This is a genomic window from Streptomyces javensis (genome assembly GCF_039525925.1).
GTDB classification, from domain to species: domain Bacteria; phylum Actinomycetota; class Actinomycetes; order Streptomycetales; family Streptomycetaceae; genus Streptomyces; species Streptomyces asiaticus.
On record NZ_BAAAIF010000026.1, the window covers coordinates 42,474 to 67,271 of the forward strand.

At 70.9% G+C, this 24,798-nt stretch carries 15 protein-coding genes and 4 pseudogenes; 13 read left to right on the forward strand and 6 right to left on the reverse strand.

From position 1 onward, the window contains the following. Window positions 1–243 precede the first annotated feature (243 nt). Window positions 244–1,055: pseudogene (locus ABD329_RS23210) on the reverse strand (LysR family transcriptional regulator). Between the two features lie 224 nt (window positions 1,056–1,279). On the opposite strand from ABD329_RS23210, the pseudogene ABD329_RS23215 reads away from it, so the two are divergent. The 3 genes and pseudogenes from ABD329_RS23215 to ABD329_RS23225 form a co-directional block, all read left to right on the forward strand. Next, window positions 1,280–1,571 (forward strand): annotated as a pseudogene (locus ABD329_RS23215) (SDR family NAD(P)-dependent oxidoreductase); the annotation flags it as partial. A 281-nt stretch (window positions 1,572–1,852) separates the two neighbouring features. Continuing rightward, window positions 1,853–3,463: a flavin monoamine oxidase family protein gene (locus tag ABD329_RS23220; RefSeq protein ID WP_198274753.1), complete on the forward strand. Its 1,611-nt coding sequence runs from the start codon at window positions 1,853–1,855 to the stop codon at window positions 3,461–3,463. Continuing rightward, the gene (locus ABD329_RS23225; protein ID WP_198274752.1) at window positions 3,460–4,101 is read left to right on the forward strand and encodes a Rid family hydrolase; all 642 of its coding nucleotides are present in this window, start codon (window positions 3,460–3,462) and stop codon (window positions 4,099–4,101) included. The genes ABD329_RS23220 and ABD329_RS23225 overlap by 4 nt, the downstream gene beginning before the upstream one ends. Before the next feature lie 485 nt (window positions 4,102–4,586). On the opposite strand, the gene ABD329_RS23230 is transcribed toward ABD329_RS23225, so the two are convergent. Then, window positions 4,587–5,012, reverse strand: a complete 426-nt coding sequence (locus ABD329_RS23230; RefSeq protein ID WP_246618065.1) for a SpoIIE family protein phosphatase — start codon at window positions 5,010–5,012, stop codon at window positions 4,587–4,589. 451 nt (window positions 5,013–5,463) lie between these two features. Between ABD329_RS23230 and ABD329_RS23235 the strand changes: the two genes are divergently transcribed. Both ABD329_RS23235 and ABD329_RS23240 read left to right on the forward strand, forming a co-directional pair. Continuing rightward, a complete protein-coding gene (locus ABD329_RS23235) occupies window positions 5,464–5,688 on the forward strand; it encodes a mersacidin/lichenicidin family type 2 lantibiotic (RefSeq protein ID WP_164433615.1) in 225 nt (74 codons plus the stop codon). A gap of 145 nt (window positions 5,689–5,833) precedes the next feature. Continuing rightward, window positions 5,834–9,130, forward strand: a complete 3,297-nt coding sequence (locus tag ABD329_RS23240) for a type 2 lanthipeptide synthetase LanM family protein (protein WP_198274751.1) — start codon at window positions 5,834–5,836, stop codon at window positions 9,128–9,130. 282 nt (window positions 9,131–9,412) lie between these two features. Here the strand turns inward: ABD329_RS23240 and ABD329_RS23245 are convergent, their stop codons facing one another. Next, complete coding sequence (locus ABD329_RS23245) at window positions 9,413–10,645, reverse strand: metal-dependent hydrolase family protein (protein WP_309142585.1); 1,233 nt, start codon at window positions 10,643–10,645, stop codon at window positions 9,413–9,415. A 241-nt stretch (window positions 10,646–10,886) separates the two neighbouring features. Here ABD329_RS23245 and ABD329_RS23250 point away from each other — a divergent pair, with 241 nt between their 5' ends. After that, window positions 10,887–11,537: a trimeric intracellular cation channel family protein gene (locus tag ABD329_RS23250; protein ID WP_309142584.1), complete on the forward strand. Its 651-nt coding sequence runs from the start codon at window positions 10,887–10,889 to the stop codon at window positions 11,535–11,537. 345 nt (window positions 11,538–11,882) lie between these two features. On the opposite strand, the gene ABD329_RS48270 is transcribed toward ABD329_RS23250, so the two are convergent. After that, entirely contained in the window at window positions 11,883–12,173 is a 291-nt protein-coding gene (locus ABD329_RS48270) for a cupin domain-containing protein (protein ID WP_425574372.1), read from the reverse strand. Between the two features lie 766 nt (window positions 12,174–12,939). After that, window positions 12,940–14,010: a radical SAM protein gene (locus ABD329_RS23255; RefSeq protein WP_344316839.1), complete on the reverse strand. Its 1,071-nt coding sequence runs from the start codon at window positions 14,008–14,010 to the stop codon at window positions 12,940–12,942. A 450-nt stretch (window positions 14,011–14,460) separates the two neighbouring features. Between ABD329_RS23255 and ABD329_RS23260 the strand changes: the two genes are divergently transcribed. From ABD329_RS23260 to ABD329_RS23290, 7 genes and pseudogenes are all read left to right on the forward strand, one after another. After that, complete coding sequence (locus ABD329_RS23260; protein ID WP_198274747.1) at window positions 14,461–15,804, forward strand: DUF6002 family protein; 1,344 nt, start codon at window positions 14,461–14,463, stop codon at window positions 15,802–15,804. A gap of 38 nt (window positions 15,805–15,842) precedes the next feature. After that, complete coding sequence (locus tag ABD329_RS23265; RefSeq protein WP_198274746.1) at window positions 15,843–17,027, forward strand: MFS transporter; 1,185 nt, start codon at window positions 15,843–15,845, stop codon at window positions 17,025–17,027. 13 nt (window positions 17,028–17,040) lie between these two features. Continuing rightward, entirely contained in the window at window positions 17,041–18,162 is a 1,122-nt protein-coding gene (locus ABD329_RS23270) for a hypothetical protein (protein ID WP_198274745.1), read from the forward strand. A gap of 47 nt (window positions 18,163–18,209) precedes the next feature. Then, complete coding sequence (locus tag ABD329_RS23275; protein WP_198274744.1) at window positions 18,210–19,553, forward strand: hypothetical protein; 1,344 nt, start codon at window positions 18,210–18,212, stop codon at window positions 19,551–19,553. A 118-nt stretch (window positions 19,554–19,671) separates the two neighbouring features. Beyond that, a pseudogene (gene asnB / locus ABD329_RS23280) lies at window positions 19,672–21,504 on the forward strand (asparagine synthase (glutamine-hydrolyzing)). Beyond that, window positions 21,501–22,376, forward strand: a complete 876-nt coding sequence (locus tag ABD329_RS23285) for an LLM class flavin-dependent oxidoreductase (RefSeq protein WP_198274743.1) — start codon at window positions 21,501–21,503, stop codon at window positions 22,374–22,376. The pseudogene asnB and the gene ABD329_RS23285 overlap by 4 nt, the downstream one beginning before the upstream one ends. Before the next feature lie 577 nt (window positions 22,377–22,953). Then, window positions 22,954–23,362, forward strand: a pseudogene (locus tag ABD329_RS23290) (Tn3 family transposase); the annotation flags it as partial. Between the two features lie 216 nt (window positions 23,363–23,578). On the opposite strand, the gene ABD329_RS23300 reads toward ABD329_RS23290, so the two are convergent. Beyond that, complete coding sequence (locus ABD329_RS23300; RefSeq protein WP_344316841.1) at window positions 23,579–24,712, reverse strand: hypothetical protein; 1,134 nt, start codon at window positions 24,710–24,712, stop codon at window positions 23,579–23,581. Between the last annotated feature and the right edge of the window lie 86 nt (window positions 24,713–24,798).

Consider the following 24,798-nt stretch of genomic DNA (forward strand, 5'->3'; position numbering starts at 1 on the left):
CCCTGACGGCCACCGTCGAGATCGCACCTGGAGGCAGAATGACGGGCACCGGACGGCGAACCAAATACGCGGTCGACAATCCGAGCCAAGCCACTAGCTGGTACGTGGGGGGCGTGCCCGGGGCAAGGGAGTCAGGCTACGCAGCTTGACTGCCCCCAGCCCAACCGCGAACCGGACAAAGTCCGGGCCCCACCCTCTCGCCAGGCTCACGAGAGGCTTGCCCAAGACGGGTGCTGGAGCTGGTCATTTCTGTCGCAGTGATGCGGCGGCGGTGATGAGCGCGGTGACGTGGTCGCGATGGTCATGTTCCCGGCGGGCGATGACGATCTGGCTCGGGCCTGCGTCGGTAACGGGAACGCACACGATGCCCGGGGGTGCGGGTGTGATGAGCGAGCGGGGGACGACGGCGATGACGCGGCCGATCCTGACCAGCGCGATGAGCGCGGCGGCATCGGCGATCTCGGGGCCGTTCCCGTCGTCGGAACACCTGGCCACCGAGGGAAGACCTCGTCGTCGAGATCGTCCAGGATGATGCTGTCGCGGGCGGCGAGCCGGTGTCCTTCCGGGAGGACGGCCACGCGGTCCTCGACGTGGAGGGTCTGGGCGGTGAGTCCGGTGAGGTCGTCGAAGGGGGCGTAAAGCAGGGCCGCGTCGGCGCGTCCGTCGTGGAGTTGGTCGGTCCGGTCGGTGGCGCCGCTGAAGAGGATGTCGACCTGCCGGGCACGGGGGTGTTGGGCGTAGGCGGCGAGGATTCCGGAGAGCAGGTTCGCGTCCCCGCCGGGTTTGATGACGAACCTGAGTGGTTCGTCGCTGGCGGCGCGCTGTGTGTTCTGGATGGCGATCGTCATCGCGTTCAGCGCATGCCGGCCGTGTTCGAGCAGAGCGGCGCAGGCGGGTGTCAGTGCGACGCTGCGGCTCGTGCGGTCGAACAACTGCACCCGGAGCCGTGACTCGATGCGCTGGATGGTCTTGGACAGCGCGGGCTGCGCGATGGAGAGCCTGGCGGCAGCGCGGCCGAAGTGCAGTTCCTCGGCGACGGCGACGAAGTACCGCAGCTCCCTCAAGGCGAGATGGGTCTTGGACGTGACCGCCGGTCGAGTGGTCGGTGGGGGGAATGATCAACCACACAATGTTCGTTCAGTTGGCCGAACCGATTCCCGACGCCGACCTGGACCAGTACCTGGCCGATGTCGAAAAGGCGACCGATCGAAGCGGTGTTCGACACGTGGCGTACCCGCTACCCGTTCAAGGCGGCGTGGGCGAACCACGAGACGCTGGCGTGAGCGACTTCACCGGCAGGGCCGGCCTGGTCACCGGGGCCGGCAGCGGGATCGGACGCGCCATCGCGTCCGGTCTCGCCCGCCGTGGCGCGGCGGTGGCGGTCCTCGACCTGGACGAGGCCGCAGCGCACGAGACCGCCGAGGCGATCACCGGCAGGCGGCCGCGCGATCGCCGTCCCGGTCGACATCGCCGAAGAGGACTCCGTCCGCTCGGCGATCCGCAGGACCGTGACGGCGTTCGGACGGCTGGACCTGGCGGTCAACAACGTCGGCGTCCCATCCAGCGGCCAGGCCCCTGACAGCCCTCGGGATCACCTGACCAACCGGCCGAATCAACTACACGCAAAGACCCTGGCCCCCGACTCAAGACGGGATCGCGCCCGCTCCTTCCTCCTTCGCGGCGCACGGCTCGACACCGGTTACGTCAGCGGTATGGCGTTGTAACAGTCTCGGCGGAGGCTCATGGCGCACCTCCGGTCTCCTCAGTAACTCACACCCCCCACGTGACCGGGTTGATCGAACGACCGCTCCCCGGCCGGCGCGCGCCCCGGGGTGCGGATGAGGAGGAATTGATGGCTGCAGAGCAGTCCCCAGGATCCCGCCGTGCCTTCCTGAGATCCGTCGGCGTCGCGGGGGGCGCCGGAGTGCTGTACTCGGCGATGGGCGCACTCGGGCTTGCCCCGGTGCCAGACGTGCGGGCGGAGGGGTACCGGGCGCCCCAGCGAAGCGACTTCGCGCTCACCGGGCGCGGTGGCAAGAAGGTGCTCGTGCTCGGCGGCGGCATAGCCGGCCTGGCGACGGCGTACGAGCTGGGCAAAGCCGGTTACGACTGCCGGATACTGGAGGCGAAGGACCGCCCCGGGGGCCGCAACTGGACGGTCCGCGGCGGCACGATGCTGACCGACCTCGACGGGCGTACGCAGACGGCGGCGTTCACCAAGGGTCAGTACATGAACGCGGGCCCGGCCCGGCTGCCGCAGTCCCACGTCACTCTCGAGTACTGCCGGGAGCTCGGCGTCGAACTGCAAGTGTTCACCAACCAGAACGCCAACGCGTACATCTACCACGAGAGCAGCGCCGCCCTCGCGGGCAAGCCCATGCGCTGGCGCACGGCGAAGGCCGACGTCTACGGCTACCTCTCCGAGTTGCTCGCCAAGGCCACCGACCAGGGTGCCCTGGACGCACAGCTCACCGCGCAGGACAAGGAACGACTGATCGCGTTCCTACAGAGCTTCGGCGCCATCAAGGGCAAAGCCGACGGCTACGCCTACACCGGCACCGACCGGCGAGGCTACTCCGCCGAGCCGGGCGCGGCCTTCGACGACGGCACGGTCCTTGGCCCGGTGCCGACGCTGTCGGACGTCCTCGCCAGCGGCGTGGGGCAGCGCTTCGCCTTCGAATTCGGCTACGACCAGGCCATGCTGATGTTCCAGCCGGTGGGCGGCATGGACGCGATTCCGTACGCCCTGGCCAAGGCGATCGGCCAGAACCGCATCACCTATGGCGCCAAGGCGCTGGAGGTCAAGGACCTGCCGGAGGGTGCCGAGGTCACGTACAAGGACGCCGGCGGCCGTACCCGCACCCAGCGCGCCGACTTCGTTGTCGCGGCCATGCCGCCGATGGTCATGGCCCGCCTCAAGCACAACCTGGGGACCGACATCACCGCGGCGCTGAAGTACGCCGTCCCGACCCCCGTCGGCAAGATCGGGCTCGAGTACCGCAGCCGATGGTGGGAGACGGACGAGCACATCTACGGTGGCATCACGCCGACCGACACCGACCTGGCCACGATCTGGTACCCCTCCTACGGCCACCAGGGCCGCCGCGGCACACTCATCGGCTACTACAACTTCGGTGCCGACGCCGTCGCGTACAGCGATCTGCCGCACGCCCAGCGCCTCGCGCGGGCGGTGAGCCGGGGCGTGAAGATCCACGGCGACAAGTACCGCACCGAACTCGATCACTCCTTCAGCGTGGCCTGGCACCGCACGCCTCATATCGAGGCCGGCTGGGTGGACTGGCCCTCGCAGACCGGTCCCGAGTACAAGCTGCTCAACCGGCCCGCTGGGCACGTCTACTTCGCCGGCGACTGGCTCAGCCATGTCATTGCCTGGCAGCACGGCGCGTTCTCCTCGGCCCGCAAGGTCGTGACCGACATCCACGAAAGGGTGATGGCCACATGAAGCGACGCACGAAGGTTGCGATCGGTACGGCCCTGACTGCCTCGCTCCTCACCGGTGGCACCGCGCTCGCCGAGGGCAGAGACTGGTGGCCCGGCCCCAAAGAGGTCCGTGTCATGCTGCCCGAGGGCCAGTCCAACCCGGCCATCGCCACCGGAGTGGCGACTGGCGGTGGGGTGGCGCTCTACCAGAGCAGCGGCCTCGGCCCGACCGCGCTCAACCCGTCCGCTCCGGCCGGCTCTCCCGAGCTCTACACCGATCCGGCCCTCACTCAGGGCGCTATGGGAGTCACGGTCACCGAGGCCCAGGCACTGGTCGTCCTGCGCAACATCAAGACCAACCTCGAAGCGGCGGGCCTGACCCTGGCCGACGTCATCACCATGAAGTGCTACCTGATGAAACCGCCCGGCGTCGAGACCGCCGACTACGCGGGATGGAACCGCGCGTACCGCCAGTACTTCGCCAACATCGACCTCACCTCGAAGGAGGTCGTCCCGGTCCCGATGGGCACCTCCGCCCCCAAGGCACCGCTGGTCGCCAACAAGGCCCGGCCCGCGCGTGCCACGATGGAGGTCGCGTCGCTGGCCGTCAAGGGCTGGATGGTGGAGGTCGAGGTCACCGCCGCGTACAAGGCGCGCTGACGGGCACAGACCCGCGGGGCAACCGCAGCGAGGGGCCGGGCCCGTAACCGGGCCCGGCCCCGAAGCGACGCTGCCCCAGCCGGGCGGCGCCCCCAGTCAGTCGTCGAGGGTGCTGCCTGCCGCGCGGGGGCGCCGACAACACCGACGAGGGCGCCATCGCGGCGGCGATCGAGGACCTGCCCCGCGGTCGACTCAGCGAGGCCGCGAGCCGTCGGTAGAGCAGGCTGTCGCGCCACCGAGCAGCACGGGCGTATGCCCGGCGGCGAGCGTGTCGCGCACACCGGGCGGCGGCGCCGGCGAGGGAGTGGGGAATTCGCGACCCGGTCAGCGGCGAACGTCACCTCGTCCCATCGGCACTTCTGTGTCATCACGTTGTCCGAAGCCGCACCTGTCGAGCTATGCGCGGCAGTCCTGGCGGCGGATGAGCAGCAGCGCCACGTTGTCGGTGCCGGCGGAGGCCGGTGCCTGGTGGAGCAGCGTGTCGGCTATGACGTTCGGTGGTGACGCCGCTGTCCGTCGCGGGTGGTCGGCCGGCTCCGCGAGTGAGACGTCGATGTCGATCCCGGGGTCTCGACCAGCCCGTCGGTGGAGAGAAGCAGGGCACTGCCGGGCGGCAGCGGTATCTCCATCGAGGTGTGGAGGGCGTCGGGCTCGATGCCGGGGAGCGGCCCTGGGGGCACGTCGGGAATGGAGACCTGTCCCTGCTCTCGGCATCGAAGGCGGACATCACGGGGCTGCACACGATGTTGACGATGTCCTGCACCTTGACGGCGTGGCTGAGGACGCGCTCTACGCGAGTATCCGTGCCGCAACCGGGCTCGCCGACTTCGGCGTCTATCTTCACTGCCGAGTGCCGCTGGGTCCCAGGGAGACTGACCACTCAGACCCGACAGCGAAGGTGTGTCACGCATGCGGGGTGGCCAGGCTCGACACCGTGGGCGTGAGCGCGGCGGGTACGGAACGGAGAGTGCCGTGCCATACGCGGGCCATCTTTTCGTGACCCGCCTGGTTGGGGTGAACGCCGTCGGAACAGGCTCTGCCCGGGCATGAGCCGGCCGCCTCCTGACAGCCGCGCCGGGTCGCCTCGGACGGGGTGTCCGGGGCCCTGCTCGCGAGGTACTGGCCTGTACAACGCCCCTTTTGCCGGAGCGCTGTGGCGAGGTGCTGTTCGGATGCCTGCCCGGGGCCGGTCGGGCCGCGCCAGATGGTGACCGCTTCCTCTGTCGCCACCGTGGCCGGCGAAAAGGCGAGATTCGGTACCGGCGTGCGCGCAATGTCAACAGTCCTGCGTTCAGGGTCAATGACACCGCGTTCTTCTCTCCGAGAGCCTGATCAGCAGCACCGAGAGGAAGGGATGCAGCTATGTCTGTCGATACTGTCGTGCGCGCCTGGACCGATCAGCGTTTCCGTGACTCGCTGTCCGAGGAGAAACTCCGTGCCATTCCCGCCAATCCCGCGGGGGAGTTCCAGGACATCGTGTCCTTCAATGGGAAACAGGCTGTGGAGGCCAGCACCGTTTCCGTCGTCTGTATTACGTCGTGTGTCATGACCTTTGGTGACAGTTCCGATAACTGTTGCGCAGGCTGAGGGTCGTCCCGTCACTCACTGAAGAGCGCGGTACCGCGGCTCCTGGGACGCGTACCGCCCGTCTTCGGGTCCGGGGCACGCCGCAGAGCGGCGCGCCCCGGACCGTCATCTGCCGCCGTTCTCCGAACCCCTCCTGGAATTTTCCATGCCGTCAGACCTGGACGTCACCGGTGACCATCTCGACACACGTACCAGTGAGTGGTACTTGGCGACCCGCCTGGGGGAGCGGCTCACCGCTCATGGCGAGCCGCCCACGGAGCCCGGCGACGACGGCGTCTCCGACGAGCTGGTCGCTCTCCGCGGCACCTTCCCGTACTCGGAGGACGAGACGTTCGCCGCTGTTCTGCGGGGGCACGGGCTGACCCCGGAAGGATTCGCGCGACTTTTCCGGGAGACGGCCGATGAGGTCTGCGGCCGTTTCATGCGGCCCCCGATGTGGCTCTCGCGGCTGGACGGCTTTCCGTGGGGGAGCGATCCAGGTGCGTCGGCCGCGTCGCGGACCCTCGGGGTCTGGAGCCCAGAGGCCGACCCCGAGCGGCAGCGCATCAGCCAGTTGCTCGGCTTCGTCCGCCCCCTCGTCGACCGCGGGGTCGAGACTATGGCGACGGGTGTCCGGGCGGTCGTACGAGCCTTCGGCGCCCCGGTGGACGCCGATCGGCTGTGTGCGCTGCTGGCCCGCACATGGCCACGCCGGGCCATGACACGCCTGGTGCTGCGCGTTCTGATCCTGGAGCTCAACATCGCGCGGCTGCGGGGGAGACTGCCCGGTGCCGACGGCGCGGAGCGCTTCGCCGCGTTCGCCTCCTGGCTCTCCGACCCCGGTCGTGCGCTCACCATATGGCGGACATACCCCACACTGCTGAGGGAGTGTGGCGCGCTGGTTGACGCCTGGGTCACTGCACGACTGGAATTCTGCGAGCATCTGTGCGCCGACTGGGACGCGATCGGCCGGGGCGACCTGGCCGACATCTCCTTCGACGTCGGGGACAGTCACCGCGGAGGCCGCTCGGTCGGCATCGTCACGTTCCAAGGCGGAGAAAAGATCGTCTACAAGCCGCGCTCCCTCCGTGTGGACGAGCACTTCCAGACCTTGCTGGCGTGGGCCAACGACGAGGGGTTCGAGCCGGGCTTTCCCACCCTGGAGCTAGTATGCCGGGACGATCACGGCTGGTCCGAGTTCGTGACGCCGTCCGCGTGCTCCGACACCGGCCAGGTCGAGCGCTTCTACCGCCGCCACGGCGGCTATCTCGCACTGGCACACGCCCTACGGGCGACCGACCTGCACTTCGAGAACGTGATCGCCGCCGGCGAGTACCCCTACCTGGTCGATCTCGAAGCGTTGTTCGGCGCCGAGCTGCGCCGCTCCGAGGGTGCCGCGGACGAGGTCACCAGCAGGCTGGTGATGTCGACCGTGCTGGCCACCGGTCTGCTGCCGAACCCCGTGGTGCGCCTCGGCGATGCCGACCAGGTACCAACGGACCTGTCCGGCATCAGCTACCGGCCCGGCCAGCTGACGCCCGGGCAGGTGCCGACCTGGGCAGATCCCGCCACGGACACCATGCGCATCGTCCACCGGCGGATGCGGACCGGCGAGTCCCGCAACGCCCCGAACCTGGCGGGGGAAACTGTACGCCCGGCTGACCACGTTGAGGACATCGTCGCCGGTTTCACGTCGATGTACCGCATTGTGGAAGGGCGGAAGTCCGCACTCGCCGGACCCGGCGGCCTGCTGGAACGGTTCCGGGACGACTCCGTCCGGCGTGTATTGGAGGCGACCGAGACCTACAGCTCGTTCCTGTGGGACAGCTACCACCCCAACCTGCTGCGCAACGCCGTCGACCGGGATCAGTACCTCGATCGGACCTTCGCCCGCTTTGGCAGCCACCACGCCGGTGCCGCGGTGGCGGCCAGCGAACGGCGGCAGCTGGCCGACGGTGACGTTCCCCTGTTCACCAGCAGCGTCGACGGACGCGGACTGCTCGGCGGCGACGGGACGGTGATCGACGACGCGTTGGAGACAACGGGACTCCGAGCCGTCCGCGAACGCGTTCTTGGATTCTCGCCGACTGACATGCGGCACCAGCAGTGGGTGATCAGGTCGGCGTTCGCCTGCACCGCGGTCGAGAGCCTGGACGCGTCGTGGCCCGTCCACACCGTGACCGGTGCCGCGCACGCGGTGAGCCGGGAATCCCTGGTCGCCCGGGCGCGGAGGATCGGCGACACGCTCGTGACCACGGCGGTCCGTACCGCCGACGACATCGGCTGGCTGGGGATTTCGCCGTCCGGGCCCTTGGCCTGGCGGCTGGCGCCCACCTCCTCCGGTATGTACTCGGGAGCGGCCGGGATCGCGTTCTTCCTGCTCCACCTCGGGTTGGTCACCGGCGCCGCTTCCTACACGGAGACGGCCGCCGACGTGGCGCGCTCGCTCGCCCGCAGGGCCCGCCGCCTGAGGCACCTGCCCGCCCCACCGGCCGGTGTTCCCGCGCTCGGACTGACGGGAGAGGTCGACTGTGGGATGTACTTCGCCGCCCACTGGGCCGCCGCCACGGGCGACTTCGACCTCCTGGCCGAGCTGACCGCCGACGTCGTACCGAGGCTGGACCGAGCCGTCGTCGACGCGGCGGAGCCTGATCTCGTGGACGGCCTCGCCGGTGTTCTGCTGGGTCTCAGCGCCGCGCAAGCGGTCCTGCCCAGCGACTCCGTCGCCGACCTGGCGACCCGCTGCGCCGACGCCCTCGTGCGGGCCGGGCGCCCCCAGGACGCGGGCGTGGGGTGGAACTCGCAGGTCGCCGGGGACCGTCCGCTGTGCGGTATGGCACACGGGGCATCGGGAGTCGCCCTGGCGCTCAGCCGGTGGTCCGCCGTCATGGGCACCTCGCGTTACGACGAAACCGTCCAGGACGCCTTCCGGTACGAGGGCAGCCTTCTCGCCCCCGGCGTCCCCGGCTGGCCCGACCTGCGGCCGGGCGCCGCCGAGGGCACGACCATGACGGCGTGGTGCCACGGAGCGCCTGGTATCGGAATCGCTCGTTCGGTGCCGGCGGCAGGCGGTGAGCACCCCACTGCCGCGGCCGCGCTCGCCGACCTGGGTATCGCGCTGGACGCCACCGCGGCACACTACGCGGACCGTAGCGCCATCACCGTGCGCAATCTCTCCCTGTGCCACGGGGAGCTCGGCAACCTCGAGTTCCTTCTCACCGCGTCGCGCTCCCTGGACAACGGGCGCGGACGGGCCCTCGCCGAGCGGCTCATCCATGCCATATGCGTCACGCTCGACGAACACGGTCCGATCTGCGGCGTGCCGGAAGGGCTCAGCACGCCCGGCCTGATGACCGGCGTTGCCGGGATCGGCTACGGCCTGCTCCGGCTTGCCGAGCCGGAGCGGACCCCGGTCGTCCTGTCCTTCGAACCGCCTCGTCTCCGCCGGCGGTGGCCTGGATAACGTCGAGCGCGGCCTGATGAAGCTGAGGAGGGGGACGAAGTGCTGAAGAGAGTTTTTTGCCACTTAGCGGCCATCGCGATGGCAGCAGTGATCGCGCTGGGTGCCATCTGGGCTGCGGGAAAGATCGATTTCCCCGCCCCGGGCGCAGCAAGTCCGACCGCCCCCCATGACCCCGTGCACGATCCCTTCTGGCCTCCCACGCCCGCACCGGCACCCACTGCCCCTGCCCCGGCACCGGTCTATCGCTGAGTTCCGGCGTGAACGCCTTCTCCGCCTGGGGGCCTACCCGGTGACATCAGGTGGGGGAGTGCGGTGCACAGCGCCGTTCTGCATGACGAAGTCGATGCCCGCAACGGCCGTGATGTCGTCAAAGGGGTCGGCAGGCAGTGCGATCAGGTCGGCGGTCGCGCCGGGCCGGAGGCGTCCGAGGTCGGGCCGGTCGAGCAGGTCGGCGGCGACGCTGGTGGCAGCGCGCAGGGCCCGCACGGTGGAGATACCGGTCTTGACCAGCGCCGGAAACTCGCGCCAGTTGTCGGCGTGCGGAAACATGCCGGCGTCGGTGCCGAACGCGATGCGCACGTCGCTCGCGGCCACGTTGTCCGCCGACCGACGGAGCGGGTCGGCGTGGCGGGTGAACTTCACCCGTTCCGCTGGATCCTTACCCTCCCAGTAGCTGTCGTCGTCGAGGTGGTCGAGCGCGTCGAGGACCATGAACTGCGTCGGCACGAGGAACACGCCCCGTTCCGCCATTCGGGCCAGTGTGGATGCCGAAGCGAGGTTGCCGTGCTCGATCGAGCGAACACCGGCGGTGACGGCACGTGAGACGCCTTCGTCGCCGTAGGCATGCGGCGTGCAGGGGATGCCCAGGTCGTGGGCTGTGGCGACCAGCGCGTTCATCTCCTCCTGCGTGTAGGTGGTCTGTGTGGGATCGTCGGCGGGAGTGGCGAAGCCGCCGGTGGCGCCGAACTTGATCCAGTCGGAGCCGGCACGGATGTTCTCGCGCACTCTGCGCGTGATCTCGTCCGCGCCGTCTGCCAGCGCGCCGATCTCACGGTTGAAGTGGGACGCGAGCAACGTCGAGGCGTCGCCGTGCGCGCCCCGCGCGGAGATGAGATACGGCGCGACGATCATCCGTGGCCCCACGATGTGACCACGGGCGATGGCGTCGCGCAGGTACAGCGTGACCGGCTCGGCGGCGAAGGTGGCCAGGTCGCGGATCGTGGTGAAGCCACGGTGGAGCAGGTCACCCAATACGGGCAGGGCGCGCAGCGCGATCGCCGCCGATCCGTCGGACACGAAGGCCCGCAGGAGTCGGCCGGGATCGACGGTGGTGTGGATGTGGCAGTCGATCAGTCCCGGCAGCAGCATGCGATCGCCGAGTTCGACCACCTCGGCGCCGGCGCGGTCGACAGCCGGCCCGACCTGGGTGATCCGACCGTTGCGTACCACCACCTCGGTGTGCCCGGAGGGCCGGTCCGAGAGTCCGTCCCAGCTCCGTCCGGCGATCAGCACCACCGCGTCCTGTTCCGTGCCACGGCCACGTGCTGTCACGGCGCTGCCCTCCGCTTGCGTTCCCACCAGATGTCACTCGCCCGACATTGATCCCGCCGGGGTCCAGGGTGGCAGCGGGGCGACGGGTCGCGCATCGCGTGTCGGCCGTTCGGGTCAACGCGGTGCGCGCACTGTGACCTGGTGAGAGAGTGCCGAGGGGACGTGTGAGGGGCCGACGATGCATGGCTATGGAGTGTTGCACCTCGTGCTCGACCTGCTGGGAACGTTCGCGTTCGCGCTCAACGGCGCGCTCAACGGCGCGCTCACGGCGACGCGAGTGGCACGTCTGGACATCGTCGGCGTGCTCACGCTCGCCATGATGACCGCCCTGGGCGGTGGTGTGCTCCGGGACGTGCTCGCCGGCGCACTGCCCCCGGCGACGTTCAGCGACTGGCGGTACCTGGCGGTCGCGGTAGCCGGCGGCATGGTCACGTTCCTGCTGTGGCGGCACCTGGAGCGCTACAGGACGCTGATCACGGTGTTCGACGCGGCCGGCCTCAGCCTGTTCGCGGTCACCGGCGCGACCACCGCGCTGGAATATCACATCGGCGCGCCGCAGGCGGTGCTGCTCGGCGTGGTGACCGGCGTCGGCGGCGGCACACTGCGAGACGTGCTGGTGCTGCGCCTGCCGACGGTGCTGTACGCAGACCTGTACGCCATCCCCGCGCTGCTGGGAGCCGGGATCACCGTCGCGTGCGAACGCATCGGGGTCTACGGTGTGCCCGCCGCGCTGGGGGCCGCCGTCGCGTGCTTCACGCTGCGGATGATCGGCGACCACTACCGGCTCAACGCGCCGGGGCCGCACCGCGCCGACGGCATCACCGGGTCCGACGACAGCTCGTGCGACGCCGCGTGACGCCGGGCTGCTGTCCGCCGGACGGAGTCCGGCCGGCTACCGCCCGTACGGCGAGGACACGGTCGCGCGGCTGACGTTTCATCGGCGCCGCCAAGCATCCGGGCCTGCCGTTGGAGGATTTCGCCGAGCTGCTCGCCGTATGGGAGTCGGGTGCCCGCAAGGAGGCCAGGGCCGACCTCAAGCACCGGATCACCGCCCGCCCGGCCGCCACCGCGGTGGAGGTGGCGCTCGCGCCCAGCCGCCAGTCCCCGAGCAGGAAACCGGACGGTGGCGCGGCGCCCCCGTCGCCTGCCCCGAAACCTTCGGGGCAGGGGCAGCCCCACCTGCGCCGACGAAACCTTTTGGCTACTGGAAGTCGCAGCCAGGGTTGGGGGAATCCTCCGGCAGTGGCGCACCATGAGGGAGGACATACAGCACGTTCAGGACGACGGGTGTGGTACCGAGGTTCCGCCCGATGTGAGTGTGTTGGGAACCGGAAGGCTCAGTCAACAGACTGCCCGACTCGTAGAGACCGTCGGACTTGCAAGTGGAGTCGAAGTGGCTGAGCGTTCCCTTCTCGACGTAGCCGTACAGAGTGCCGTCATGGAAGTGCCAGCCGGTGCCCTGCCCGGCAGGGACGGTTATCTGGCGCAAGATGTAGCCAGCGTTGCTGTCGCGGCGACAGCCGCGACCATTCCGGCCCGCATGCGCTTGTTCATGTCGATGTCCTTCTTGCCGACGGTTTTCTCGCCTGGCCGCAGAAGATGCGACGTCGGCGAACTGCCTGTGCGGCGTGGCCCCAGGCATGCCCAGAGCCCACCCGTCAGTGACACGTAGAGCAGGCGGTCATGGTTCAGTTGACCAATACAGTCAGAGGTTGAAGCTCAGCTGAAGCATCTCGCTGGTCGATCGCCTTGAGGGCCTCTTCGACCACGCGGGAGGTGATGGGGGAGTGCTCGGCCTTGAGGGAGAGGAACACTGGCAGCCCGAGTCCGAGGCGGCACCTCGGGCCGCCCGGCCCGAACGGAACCGGGTGTCCAGCGCCGGGACAGCACCGATGAGCGTGCGTACGGCAACAGCGCTGGCCCCGGCCTGGGCGAGGCCGGATTCGACGCCCGGGAGCGGAAGGTTCCGGGAGTCCAGGACGATGGTGGTGACCTCGGCGCCGTCAGGCCGGATGTGCGTGGCCTCACGATCGCCATCCGCGTGCGTCGGTAGACGGCGACCTGGCCAGCGCCCAGGTCGCCGGCTCGGGGTCGCCGCCGATGCGGTCGTCCAGGATCTTCCGCATGGTGACCAGCACCGCGAGCAGCGCCCGGCCGGACAGGAACGTCTCGATCGTATGCCGTGGCGCGGCACTACGCCGTACCGAGGGGGCGGGCCTGCCCCGCCGCTGCGGGCGCCCCCGGTCGAGGCACGCGACTCAGCCGGTCCGTCGTACCGTCGGGTCGGGCAGCATGACCCGCTTCGCGCCGTCGCGGCGGGCTATCCGCTTCTTGTCGGCGTCCGACCCATACCGCCGGTCGAGTGCACTCGACGCGCGTGCCCAGTCGGCGAGGCTGTGGATCGAGTGTGTCTGCTCCCGCACGTACGGGTCGTTGCGCCACTCCAGCGCCCGGCTCCACAGCACGTCGACCGGCTCGTCGAGCAGGCTGCCGACCTTCGCCTCGTACGCGCCGTGCGCGCGCAGCGAGCCGTCCGGCTCGATCGTGGCGATCTCGGCGCCCCGGTCGTACAGCGGGGAGTTGGGCAGGAAGAAGCGGGCGTCGGTGACGGTGACGCGGACGCCGTTGACGGCGCGGGCGGCGAGCCGGGACTCGGCCTCGACCAGGCCGACGAGTTCGTCGTCGGACAGCAGTTCGTGTTCGACGAACCCCGACTCCTGGGCGACACCGATCGGCATCGCCGCGCCGAACGTGATGGAGTCGAGTCCGGGCAGCCGGGCCGACGCCTCGGCCACGAAGTCGTCGATGCCGGGCAGGCCGCTGCGGGTCACCGTGTAGTCGAGGGCGACGGCGCAGGAGTCCTCGCCGCGCGCGGTGCGCTCCCGCCGGATCCGGGTCAGCCGCTCCAGCGCGGCCATCGCCCGGTCGAACGAGCCCGCCCGGCCGCGCACCAGGTCGTGCACCACGGCGTTCGGCCCGTCGACGCTGACCGTCGTGGTGGCGACAAGTGACGCCAGCTTCTCGGCCGCCTCGTCGTCGAACACCCAGCCGCTGGTGAACACGGTCAGCGGAATGCCGGCCGATTTGAACAGCCCGAACATTTCCTCCCACCACGGCACCAGCAGCGGCTCCCCACCGCCGACCGATACGCGCTTCGGCCGGGCATCGATGATCGCCTGCACCACGCGACGCATTTCCGGTTCGCGCAGCATTTGAGCGGCACGCCGCCCGGACTCGGTGTAGCAGTGGATACACCGCAGCGGGCACGCGTACGTGGGGTTCCAACAGAAACGCCCGATCCGAGCTGACTCCGGCACCATCATGACCATCTCCCGATATCGAGATCCCGTCGACCCACCGTGCCGCACTCACCGTTACTAACGCGATCGAAAAAACACGTCGGCGTAACCGACCAAAGGTGCGTTCTCCCAGGTCATCCACGAGTCATACATGTCGTCGAGGCAGTGGTGCCGATCCCCGCCGAAAGCGCGGATCACCCGCGGATCACGCTTCGCAGTCACATTTGCCGACGCGCCTGTCCACGAGGCAACCAGAACGCTTACGGCGACGCCGGATTCCAGTATGAGCACGCTCTCGACGTGCAGCACAAAGAACCGGCCACACTCTTGCAAAGACTTGACACGGTTTTACGGATCGGCCTAGCGTCCCGAACCGACCTTGCGGACGATGGGGCGAAATCGCCAGTGTGGTTCGGGCGCCGCGGCCGCGTGCCGCGGGAAGGGGGAGACGTGCGCTCCGCGAACACAGACCCGGTCATCGTGGAAAATGCACTCGCCCGTTACGACGAGCAGGTGCGCGGCGCTTTCGCCGAAATGCAGCGCAATTCCAGCGCGGTCGGCGGAAACGACGTCGGCCGGCATCTGCCCGCGCCCGGCCCCGCGCTCAGCGCGTACCTCGCGGCGTCCGACATCGCCGTCGCCGACCTCGGCGAGTACCACGGCCGACGGCTGCGCCTGCTGGACCTGATGCGCAACCCGCGCACCCGAACCACGAAGACGTTCCCGTCGCTGCTGATCGTCGCCCGCGCCGCCGAGCACGTTCGGCGCACCGGGGAGCGTGTCATGATCGTGACGCCGTCGTCCGGCAACAAGGCGACGGCGCTGCGTGACGCGGTGCTGACCGCGCACCGCACCGGCCTGGCCACGCCCGACGAGGTGTCGATCATGGTGGTGGTGCCCGCGGCGTCCTGGGGCAAGATGTGGGCGTCGCCGCTGGACGAGGACGACGCGGCCCGGCACGCCAACCCGGTCGCGGTGTACCCGGGCGCCGACACCGACCGGGTCAAGGCGCTGGCCCGTTCCATGGTCGACCGGTGCGCCGCGGACCTGCGCGAGAAGCACGGCGTACGGCTCTGGTACACGCTGGACCTGGCGAACTACCGGGTCGCGGACACAGTGCGCGCGCTGGTTGAGCACGACCACCTGCCGGCGGCCGAGGCGCGGTTGCACGTGCACGCGGTGTCCAGCGCGTTCGGCCTGCTCGGCCACGACCTCGGGGTACGCCGACTGGCCGCCGCCGGCCACACCCCGACACCTCCGCGGTACCTGCTGGTGCAGCATCTGGACACCGCGGACATGGTGCTGAGCCTGCGATTCGGGTCGACCGCGCGGGAGGCGATGCCGACGTACCGGTTCGACGCGCGGACCGGGCACTACCATCAGGACGACGACCCGCGCTTCCCGGCCGTGACCGCCTCGGTCACGGAGAGGTTGGACCCGACGTTCTACACGCGGAACCCGACCACCTCGCCGGAGATGAACGCGCTGATCGGCAAACAGGGCGGCGACGGCATCGTCGTCTCGCGGTACGAGTGCCTCCATCGCTACCCGGCGCTGCGGGAGATGCTGGCGCCGACCGGGTACATGCTGCCCGCCGAGCCGGCCGACCTGCGGGAGTGGTCGCTGGTGATGGCGCTGACCGGGATCCTCAACGCGATCGACCGCGACCTGGTTCACGAACCGGACGTCCTGGTGCACGGCTCCGGCAGCTACGGCGTCGCCGACTTCACCCCGATCCCGCCCGAGCACGTGCACACGGCCGCCGACGTTGACGACCTGGCCACGATCGTGTACGCGGCACTGGAACGCGAGGCGGTGCGGTGAGGGCCGACCTGCCCGCCGTACGTGGACCACTGGGATGGATGAACGTCGGCACGTTCGTGCTCGCGGTCGGATCCGGCGGCTGGATGACCTGTTGGGCGGTGTACTTCACCCGGTCGGTCGGGCTGTCGCCGACGGTGTTCGCGTTCGGGGTGACGGCCGGCGGACTGGGCAGCGTGCTGCTCGGCATTCCGATGGGGCACTGGGCCGGCCGGCTCGGCGTCCGGGAGACGCTGGTCTGTCTCGACCTGGCGCGGGGCGTCGCCGTGCTCGGGTACGCGCTGGTGCGCAACGGGTGGAGCTTCCTGCTCGTCACCTGCGTGGTGGCGCTGGCGCAGCGGTCCGCCCCGGGTATACGGATCGCGGTGCTGACCGCGTTGGCGGACCAGGGAAAGCCGCTCGACGCGATCTCGTCCGGTCAGGTCGTCGCGCATGCCGGGTTCCTCGCCGGATCCGGGCTGGGGGCGATCGCGCTTGCCGCGCACAGCCGTGCCGCCTACCTCGCGGTCCTCGGCCTGTACGCCGCGGGCTGCGTCGCCTCCGGGCTGGCCACGCTGCGGGTCCCGCACCTCACGTCGCTCACCGACCTCGGCGTGCGGCGGCGCAGCTTGGTGCTGCGGGACCGGCGGTTCCTCGCCATCGCCGCGTTGTGCGGGGTGCTGGCGCTGGTGTGGGGGGTCGCCGACGTCGGCGTACCGCTGTGGGTCACGACGCACACCGCCGCCCCACCCACCGTGCTCGGCGCGCTCATCGCCGTCAACGCGGCGGCGATCCTGCTGTTCCAGAGGCGGGTGGCACGGGCCGCCACCAGCGTCGCCCGGTCCACCCGGCTCACCGCGGTGAGCGCCGCGGCGCTCGCGGCGTCCTGCGTGCTGTTCGCGGCGACCCGAGGCGGCTCCGGCGTACCCGTGGTGGTCCTGCTGCTCGTCGCGTGCGTCGTGCAGGTGGTCGGCGAACTGCTGTTCACCGCGAGCGGCTGGGGCATCTCAACCGGCCTGACGCCGCAAGACGCGCACGCCGAGTACCAGTCGGTGTTCACGGCGGCGTCCGCGGCGGCGGTGATGCTCGCGCCCGCGCTGCTCGGGTTCCTGCTGGTCGACTGGGGCGTGGCCGGGTGGTTCGCGCTGGGGTTCGTGTTCCTGGCCGCCGGATTGCCGACACCGACGGTCGGCCGGTGGGCACTGCGTACGCCGGGGCGGGCCGAGCCGCCCGTGACGGTCTCGTGAGGACGGTGAGGGTGTGCTGAACGCGGCGCGGCTGCGGCTGCGGTACCAGTGGGTGTCCGGCACGGACCGCCGGGTCGTCGCCGCGCACGCGTGGCTCGCCGCCCGCGTACGTCCCTGGGTGGCCGTCACGTCGACAGCGCGGCCCGATACCCCGACCATCGCGTACGCGGGCGTGCCGGACGGTGTCGTGAAGATCCATCAACTGCTGGAGCAGCGGCGGGAGGCGCTCGGCTGCGGTACCACCGACCGGACCGCCGAACGTGTCGACCGGGCCGCCGTGCTGCGCGGCCTGCTGCCCCGACCCGCTGACCTCGTCGCGGTCGGCTGCTCCGCGGCGCAGGCGGCGGCGCTGCCCACCCGGTCCGCGCTGGTGTTGCCGTTTCGTCTGCACCTGCTCGCGTACCTGGGCGGCGGCCTGGACCAGTGGCTGGGTACCGTCTCCGAATCGGAACGCCGCTGGGTGCGGTCGGCGCGGCGCCGGGCGCGCTGGGGGCTCGAGATCGCCGCCGACAGCGCGTCGTTCGAGCACTTCTACCACCGGATGTACCTGCCGACGATGCGCGGGCGCCACGGTGACCGGGCCCGTTGCGAGCCGGTGGATCTGGCCCGGGAGGCGCTTTTCGGGCACGGCGTCCTGGCGTTCCTGACCCGCGAGGGCGAACGTGTCGCCGGCTCGCTGGGCCGGTGGGACGCCCGGCGCGGCCGACTGACGCTGCGTCTGTTCGGCGTGCTGGACGGCAGCGACGAACACTACCGGGACGGGTCGTCGCGGGTGCTGGACTTCCTGCTGCTGGAGTGGGCGCACGGCTTCGGCGCGCGGACCGTCGACTTCGGCGGTATCGAGCCGTTCCTCAGCCAGGGCATCTTCCAGCGGAAACGAAAGCTCGCGTCGCGCGCCGTACTCGGGCCGACCCACCTGGGCGCGCACCGGCTGTGGTGGCACGCGCGCCACGACACCCCCGCGGTGCGGGACTTCCTCGTCGCGAACCCGGTCGTGGAGATCGTTGGTCGGGACCGTCTGCGCGCCGTGTACTTCCACGACGAGACGCGTCCGCCCCGGCTCGACCTGGCCCGTACGCACGAGGGCATCGACGAGGTCCGGTCGCTCGCCCTGGACGAGTTCTTTGCGCGCTGACCGCCGCCACGACACCAGATCCCACCGCACACCCCGGAGGTTGGCCGATGACCGCGACATGCACGGCACGATGGTTCGACCGGTACCGGGAACCACCGGAGACCGGCGTCGCGCCGGGGCGGATAGCCGAGATCGTCGTCGAGGAGATGCGCGGGCTGCGTCCGCTCCCGGCGTATCCGGTGGCGTTGCAGCCGCTGCTGCTGCCGGTGGCGGAGTTCCGCGAGCTGCTGCGCGCGGCGACCGACCTGCTCGCGCTGATCCGGCGGGCGGTGCTGCACGCGGGGCCGGACCGGGCCGGGCGGATCGCCGCGCTCGGCATCGACCGGGCGGACGTGCCGCTGTTCACCGCGGACGAGGACTTCGAGCTGCGGCACTGCGCCGACATGGGCCGGGCGGACGTGGTCATCGGGCCGGACGGACCGAGGTTCGTGGAGTTCAACGTCTCCGGCGCGTTCGGCGGCATGCCGGACTGCCACGCGCATCAGCAGGCGTGGCGCCGGATCGCCGCGCTGGCCGGCCGCCCCGCGTACCTCGGGGTGGACCCGTGGGTGCACCTCGCGGCGCTGGTCGAACGCACCTGCGCCGAGTTCGGCGTACCGCCGGGCATCGTGGTCGTGAATGACGTCGGGGACGGCACCGTGCTCGCCACCGGCCGCAGCGTGCAGATGTGGCTGGACGGACTGCGGACCCACGGGATCGAGGCGACGCACGTCCAGGTCGCCGACCTGCTCGACACGCTCGGCCACCCCGGTACGCTCCGGCACCCGGTCGGACTGTGCGGTTTCGACCTGGACGACATGCGTACGGTCGGGCATGACATCGGGCCGGCGCGGCGGGCGCTGGACGCCGGGTTCCGCATGATCCCGTCGCAGACGTCCTGGCTGCTGCACACGAAGAAGGTGCTCGCCCGCCTGTCCGAGGGCGTGCCGTGGATGGGCGCCGCCGACCGCGATCTCGTCGCGCGGTACGTCCCGTGGAGCCGTGTCGTCGGCGACCGCCCCGTCACCTGGCGGGGCCGGCGGTACGAGCTGCCCCAACTGCTGATCGAGCACCGCGAGTCGTTCGTCCTCAAGGGAGCGACCGGGTGCTCGGCACAGGAGGTGTCGTTCGGCTCATGGACCGAGCCGACCGACTGGGCCCGCCTGGTCGACGAGGGGGTACGCACCGGCTATCCGGTCGCGCAGGAGATCGTGCGATCCGCGCCGTACCCGGTGGACCTGCTCGCCGAAACCGGCGAGATCACCCGGGTCGCGGCGAACGCGGTGGTCAGCCCGTTCGTGCTCGGCGGGGTCGGTGCCGGCTGCACCGCGCGGTTCGACTGGGCCGAGCGGCCCGGCGTCGTGCTGTGCGCCAACGGCGCGGTCGAGACCTGCCTGCTGGCCGAGCTGTGATCGGAGCACGAGCGCGCCCGGCTGCCGGGACCGGTCCGCGGCGTGGCCGGAGGACGCACGCCGCGAGGGCCGGGGCCGGTGAACGGTGGGACGAGGGCGCGAACGAAGGGGCTGTGGCATGTGCGGTGTGATCGGCTGGCTCGACTTCACCCGGGACGTGCGCCGGGAGCGTGACGTGGTCGACGCGATGGTGGACACGATGCGCGACCGCGGGCCGGACGGCACAGGCACCTGGTTCGGGCCGCACGTGGCGATCGGGCAGCGCCGCCTGGCGGTCATCGACATCGAGGGCGGTGCCCAGCCGATGGTCGCGGCCGTCGGGCCGCACGAGCTTCCGGTGGCCCTGGTGCACACCGGCGAGGTCTACAACTTCCGCGAGCTGCGCCGGGAACTGGTCGGGCGCGGCCACCGGTTCGACACCGCCTGCGACACCGAGGTGGTACTCCGGGCATACCTGGAGTGGGGCGTGGGGTGCGTCGAACGCCTGGACGGCATGTTCGCCTTCGCCGTCTGGGACGGCGTACGCGAGGAACTGGTGCTGGCGCGCGACCGGTTCGGCGTCAAGCCGCTCTACTACCATCCCCTGCCGGCGGGCGTGCTGTTCGCCTCGGAGCCGAAGGGGCTGCTGGCAAACCCGCTGTTCCGCCCGGAGGTGTCCGAGCACGCGCTGCCGATCCTGTTCAACGCGCGGCTGGCGTTGCCCGGCGAGACGCCACTGCGCGACCTGTACGAGGTGAAACCCGGCCACGTGGTCCGGGTCGACCGCGCCGGCCGCCACGAGTACCCGTACTGGCGCCTGGTGAGCTGGGAGCACACCGACGACCTGGCGCGGACCGTCGGCACCGTACGCCGGCTGCTCACCGAGGCGGTCGACCGGCAGCTCGTCGCCGACGTGCCGCTCGGCACGATGCTGTCCGGCGGGCTCGACTCGACGGTGCTCACCGCCCTGGCGGTACGCAGCGACCAGCGCGGCGGTGACGGCCCGATGCGCAGCTTCACCGTCGGCTTCGCGGGCGACGAGCGGGACTTCCGGCCAACCGCCCTGCGCCCCGACCGCGACGGCCCCTACGCGCTGCTCGCCGCCAAGCACCTCGGCACCGCACACCGCGACGTGACACTGGACCCGCGCGACGTGCCCGGCGGGGTGGGACCGGTGCTGCGCGCCCGGGACCTGCCGACCCTCGGCCAGTTCGACGGCTCCCACTACCTGCTCGCGAAGGCGATGCGGGAGGACGCCACGGTGGTGCTGTCCGGGCAGGCCGCCGACGAGGTGTTCGGCGGATACCCGTGGTTCCACCGCAGGGAGACGGTGTGGGGCGACACGTTCCCGTGGCTGGGCAACGCGCCGCGACTCACCGACTGCCTCGCCTTCGACGTGCGCCGCCGGATCCGGCCCCACGAGACCTAACGCGACCGATACCAGACCCTGCGCGCCCGGGTACCACGGCTGCCCGGTGAGACCGGCCTCGACGCCCGGATGCGCGAGGTGCTGTACTTCAGCCTCACCGGGCCGCTGGCGTATCTGCTGGACGCCGTGGACCGGATCGGCATGTCGGTGGGCCTGGAGATGCGCGTGCCGTTCTGCGACCACCGGCTCGTCGAGTACTTGTGGAACGTGCCGTGGTCGATGAAGGTGGCGGACGGCCGGGAGAAGAGTCTGCTGCGGATGGCGACCGAGGACCTGGTGCCGCCGGAGATCCGATGGCGGGCCAAGTCCGGCTACCCGGCGATGCACCACCCGGCCCACGACGCCTGGGTACGCCGCGCCGCCTGCGCCATCGCCGACGACGACACGTCGCCGCTCGCCGGACTGCTCGACGCCGACCGGGTACGCGCCGTCGCCGAGGGCACCGACGACATGATGACGCACGTCAGCGGCGGGCACTTTCTCGTACCGCTGGTCGAGGTGGACCGGTGGCTGCGCGCGTACGGGTTGGGTGTCCGGTCGTGACCGTGCGGCTCGGCGTGCTGGTGCTGCCGGAGCATCCCGGACCGGACGGCCTGTCGGTCTGGCGCCACGTGGAGGACCTCGGCGTACGCCACGCCTGGACGTACGACCACCTGCGCTGGGGCTCCCTGCCGGACCATCCGTGGTTCGACGCCATGACCACGCTCGCCGCGGCCGCCGCCGTCACCGACCGGATCGAGCTGGGCACGCTCGTCGCCTCGCCCAACATCCGGCACCCGGTGAGCACGGCGGCGCAGGCGATGACGCTCGACCAGCTCAGCGGCGGCCGGTTCGTCCTCGGTATCGGCAGTGGCGCCGACGGCCCGGACGCCACGCTGCTCGGCGGCCCGCGGCTCGCCCCGCGGCAGCGGGCCGACCGGTTCGCCGAGTTCGTCGCGCTCGCCGACGCCACGCTGCGCGGCCGGCCCGTCACCACCACCGGGCGATACTACGCAGCCGACGGCGTGCGCCTGGTTCCTGGTTGTGTGCGAGCACCGCGCGTACCGTTCGCCATCGCCGCCACCGGCCGGCGGGGCATGCGGCTCGCCGCCGAGCACGGACAGTTCTGGGTGACGATCGGCGCACCCGGTGTGGCCACCGCCGACGAGGCGTTCCGCGCGCTGGCCGACCAGCTCGCCCGGCTCGACGCGGCCTGCGCCGAGGTCGGCCGGGACCGTGCGAGCCTGCGTACCCTCGTCAACCTGAGCCGGATCGTGCCCGACCCGTACACGACCGTCGGCCGGCTCCGCGAGCTGCTCGCCCGGTGCGAGGACCTCGGGTTCACCGACGCGGTCGTCGCGTACCCGCGTGCCGACGGTGTCTTCGCCGGCGACCGGGCCGCCTTCGAACGCGCCGTCGCCACCACCGTCGGCTGACTCCCGTTGGGCGGGCTGCGAATGCCGCCGAGCCGTGTCCATGGCCTCGCGCATCTCGTCAAAAACGCACCAGTGGACCCGAAGCGGCGGCCCCACCGCTCGCACCCGTTCCACGTTCTGCGCGCCGAGCGTTCGCAACGCTGCGGGGGAGGCTGCCGCCGTTGTCGACGTCGATTCGCCTTCCATATTCTGGGGGCGCTGTGCGCCGTGGAAGAAGCCTTCCAGCAGGCTCGTGTGGTGCAGCTCGACAGTACCTGCGAACGCCCCGAGCCCCGTTCTCCGTGTGACTCCGGCGATGCCCGGTGCCGGCGGCCCCGAGCCCGCTCAGCACCGTCGGCCGTCCTCAGCCCGCTCGTCGTCGGCTGAGCCGAGACCACCTATGAAAGGAACTTTATGTCCCATGCCTTGACCGGCACCACCGGAACCCCGCGTATCGCGCTCAACCCCATCCAGTGGCTCGCTGCCGACGACGGGCTGGATCGACCCGTCCAAGGCGCCCGAGCGGAAACGGCTGCTGTCACTGATCAAGCAGTCCGGTTTCGACGCGGTCATGGTCGAGGTCCCCGCCGACGTCGCGCGGACGGTCGCGGACAAGCGCTTGCACGCCACCGTCGCGGGAGCCGCCCGCCGCGTGGATACGGCGCTGCCCGGCGATCTGGTGGAGACGCTGACGACGCCGGAGGGCTCGCGAGTTCTCGGAGCTGGAGCGGCTGCGCCGGCCGCCGACGCGGACGACAGGGACGGCGTTCGCCCGCGCGCTGGAGCGGGTGGACGAGATCAGCGCGTTCCAGCTCGGGCGGTTGAAGCTGTCGCAGATCCCGCCGAACCGGATGGCGGCGCTCGCCCGGTACGCGTTGGGGTCGAAGGCGGCGTTGTTGGAGCGGGCGGCGGAGCCGAAGCGCACGGCGATGCTCACCGCGGTGATGCGGCACCTGGAGGTGAAGGCGATCGACGAGGCTCTGGACCTGTTCCAGGTCCTCATGGCCTTGCCTGCCGAGACCTATCCCCACACAACCCGCCACGCCGCCGAGCTCACCGCCGGCGAGGGCCACGACCGGTTCGACTTCACCCTCGCCTTCATGATCGACGGCCTCGCACACCGCTAGTCCGTGGGCCCGCGGTGTCAAATGACGGGGCGCCAGCTCGCCGCGGCGACAGGGCGGATTCGGGTGTCCGACGGATGGTGGTCCGGGCGTACGCCATCACTTCCCAGGCATCGCGTCCGTGGCGGCGTTCGCGCAGGCCGGGCGGGTGCGGGTGGCGTAGGAGCGGGCCGCGGTGATCAGTGCGAAGCCAAGTCCGCCGAAGGCCAGTCCGCCGAAGAGCACCATCCAGGTGATTCCCGCGCTGGAGGTGAACGTCCCGTCCGGTTCGATCCGCGGCAGCGCACCGGCGGCGCTGAGCGGGGCGTAGATCACGAGGACGACGCCGTACACCGACAGGCCGATGGCTGACAGCCACGCCGGGAGGAGTGGCAGGAGCCGGGGCACCCGCCGCCCGGTGAGGAGGGGTGTCCAGCGTGGGAAGACCTGGCCCCAGGGGTACATCAGCCCCAGCAGCAGGAAGATCCCGGCCAGCGCGGCCAGGACGGTGACGTCGATGCCCACTGAGGCGAGCGCCTTGGCCGCGCCCGAGCCGCCCGCGTTCTCCTCGCGCCACTTCTCCGCCGTGACGCTCAGCGCGTCGCCGCCGAGTGTCCAGATGGTCTTGACGACCGCCCACGGCAGAAGCCCGCACATCAGCAGGTACACCTGGATCCGGGTCGGCCGGGTCGCCACGGAGGCGGGCGGGTGGACCAGCGGTCCGCTGCCGTCGCCGGGGTGTCCGGCCCCGCACCGCGGGCACCGGTTCCGCAGCCGCCGCCGGTGGGAGACGCCGACCAGTAGCAGCAGGGCCAGGCCCACGGTGTTCAGCAGGACATGGGCGAAGCCGGTGGCGCTCTCCACACCCGACAGCGCCGCCAAGGTGACGACGTACGCGGGCAGGCTCGCCATGCCCATCGCGAAGACGGGGATCGCCACGGCCAGCACCGCCGCCACCGTCACCCGGCCGCGCCGGGCCAACGGCCAGGGGGTGGCCAGGCAGACCCCGGCGGCCAGCAATGCGAGGACGGCCAGCGCGAGCTCGACGCCGGGTGCGTAGGCCACATGCGGTGACCAGGGCACGGTGGTGCCCGTCGCGGCCCAGACCGTCTGGACGGCGGCGTACACCACGCCCCACACCGCGGTGGCATAGGGCGCCCACCGGGGCCACTGTCGCGGCCACACCCGCCACCCGGGCTCGGGGGACGGCAGCCCGGGGTCTGGGCGGGCCGGGGTTCGCGCGGGGACCGTCACCGTGACCTCCGGTTTCGCGGTGCCGACATTCAAGGCTGTCCCGTGGGGGCGGCGGGCGCATCCATCCCGGGGGCCGCACCGCCTCC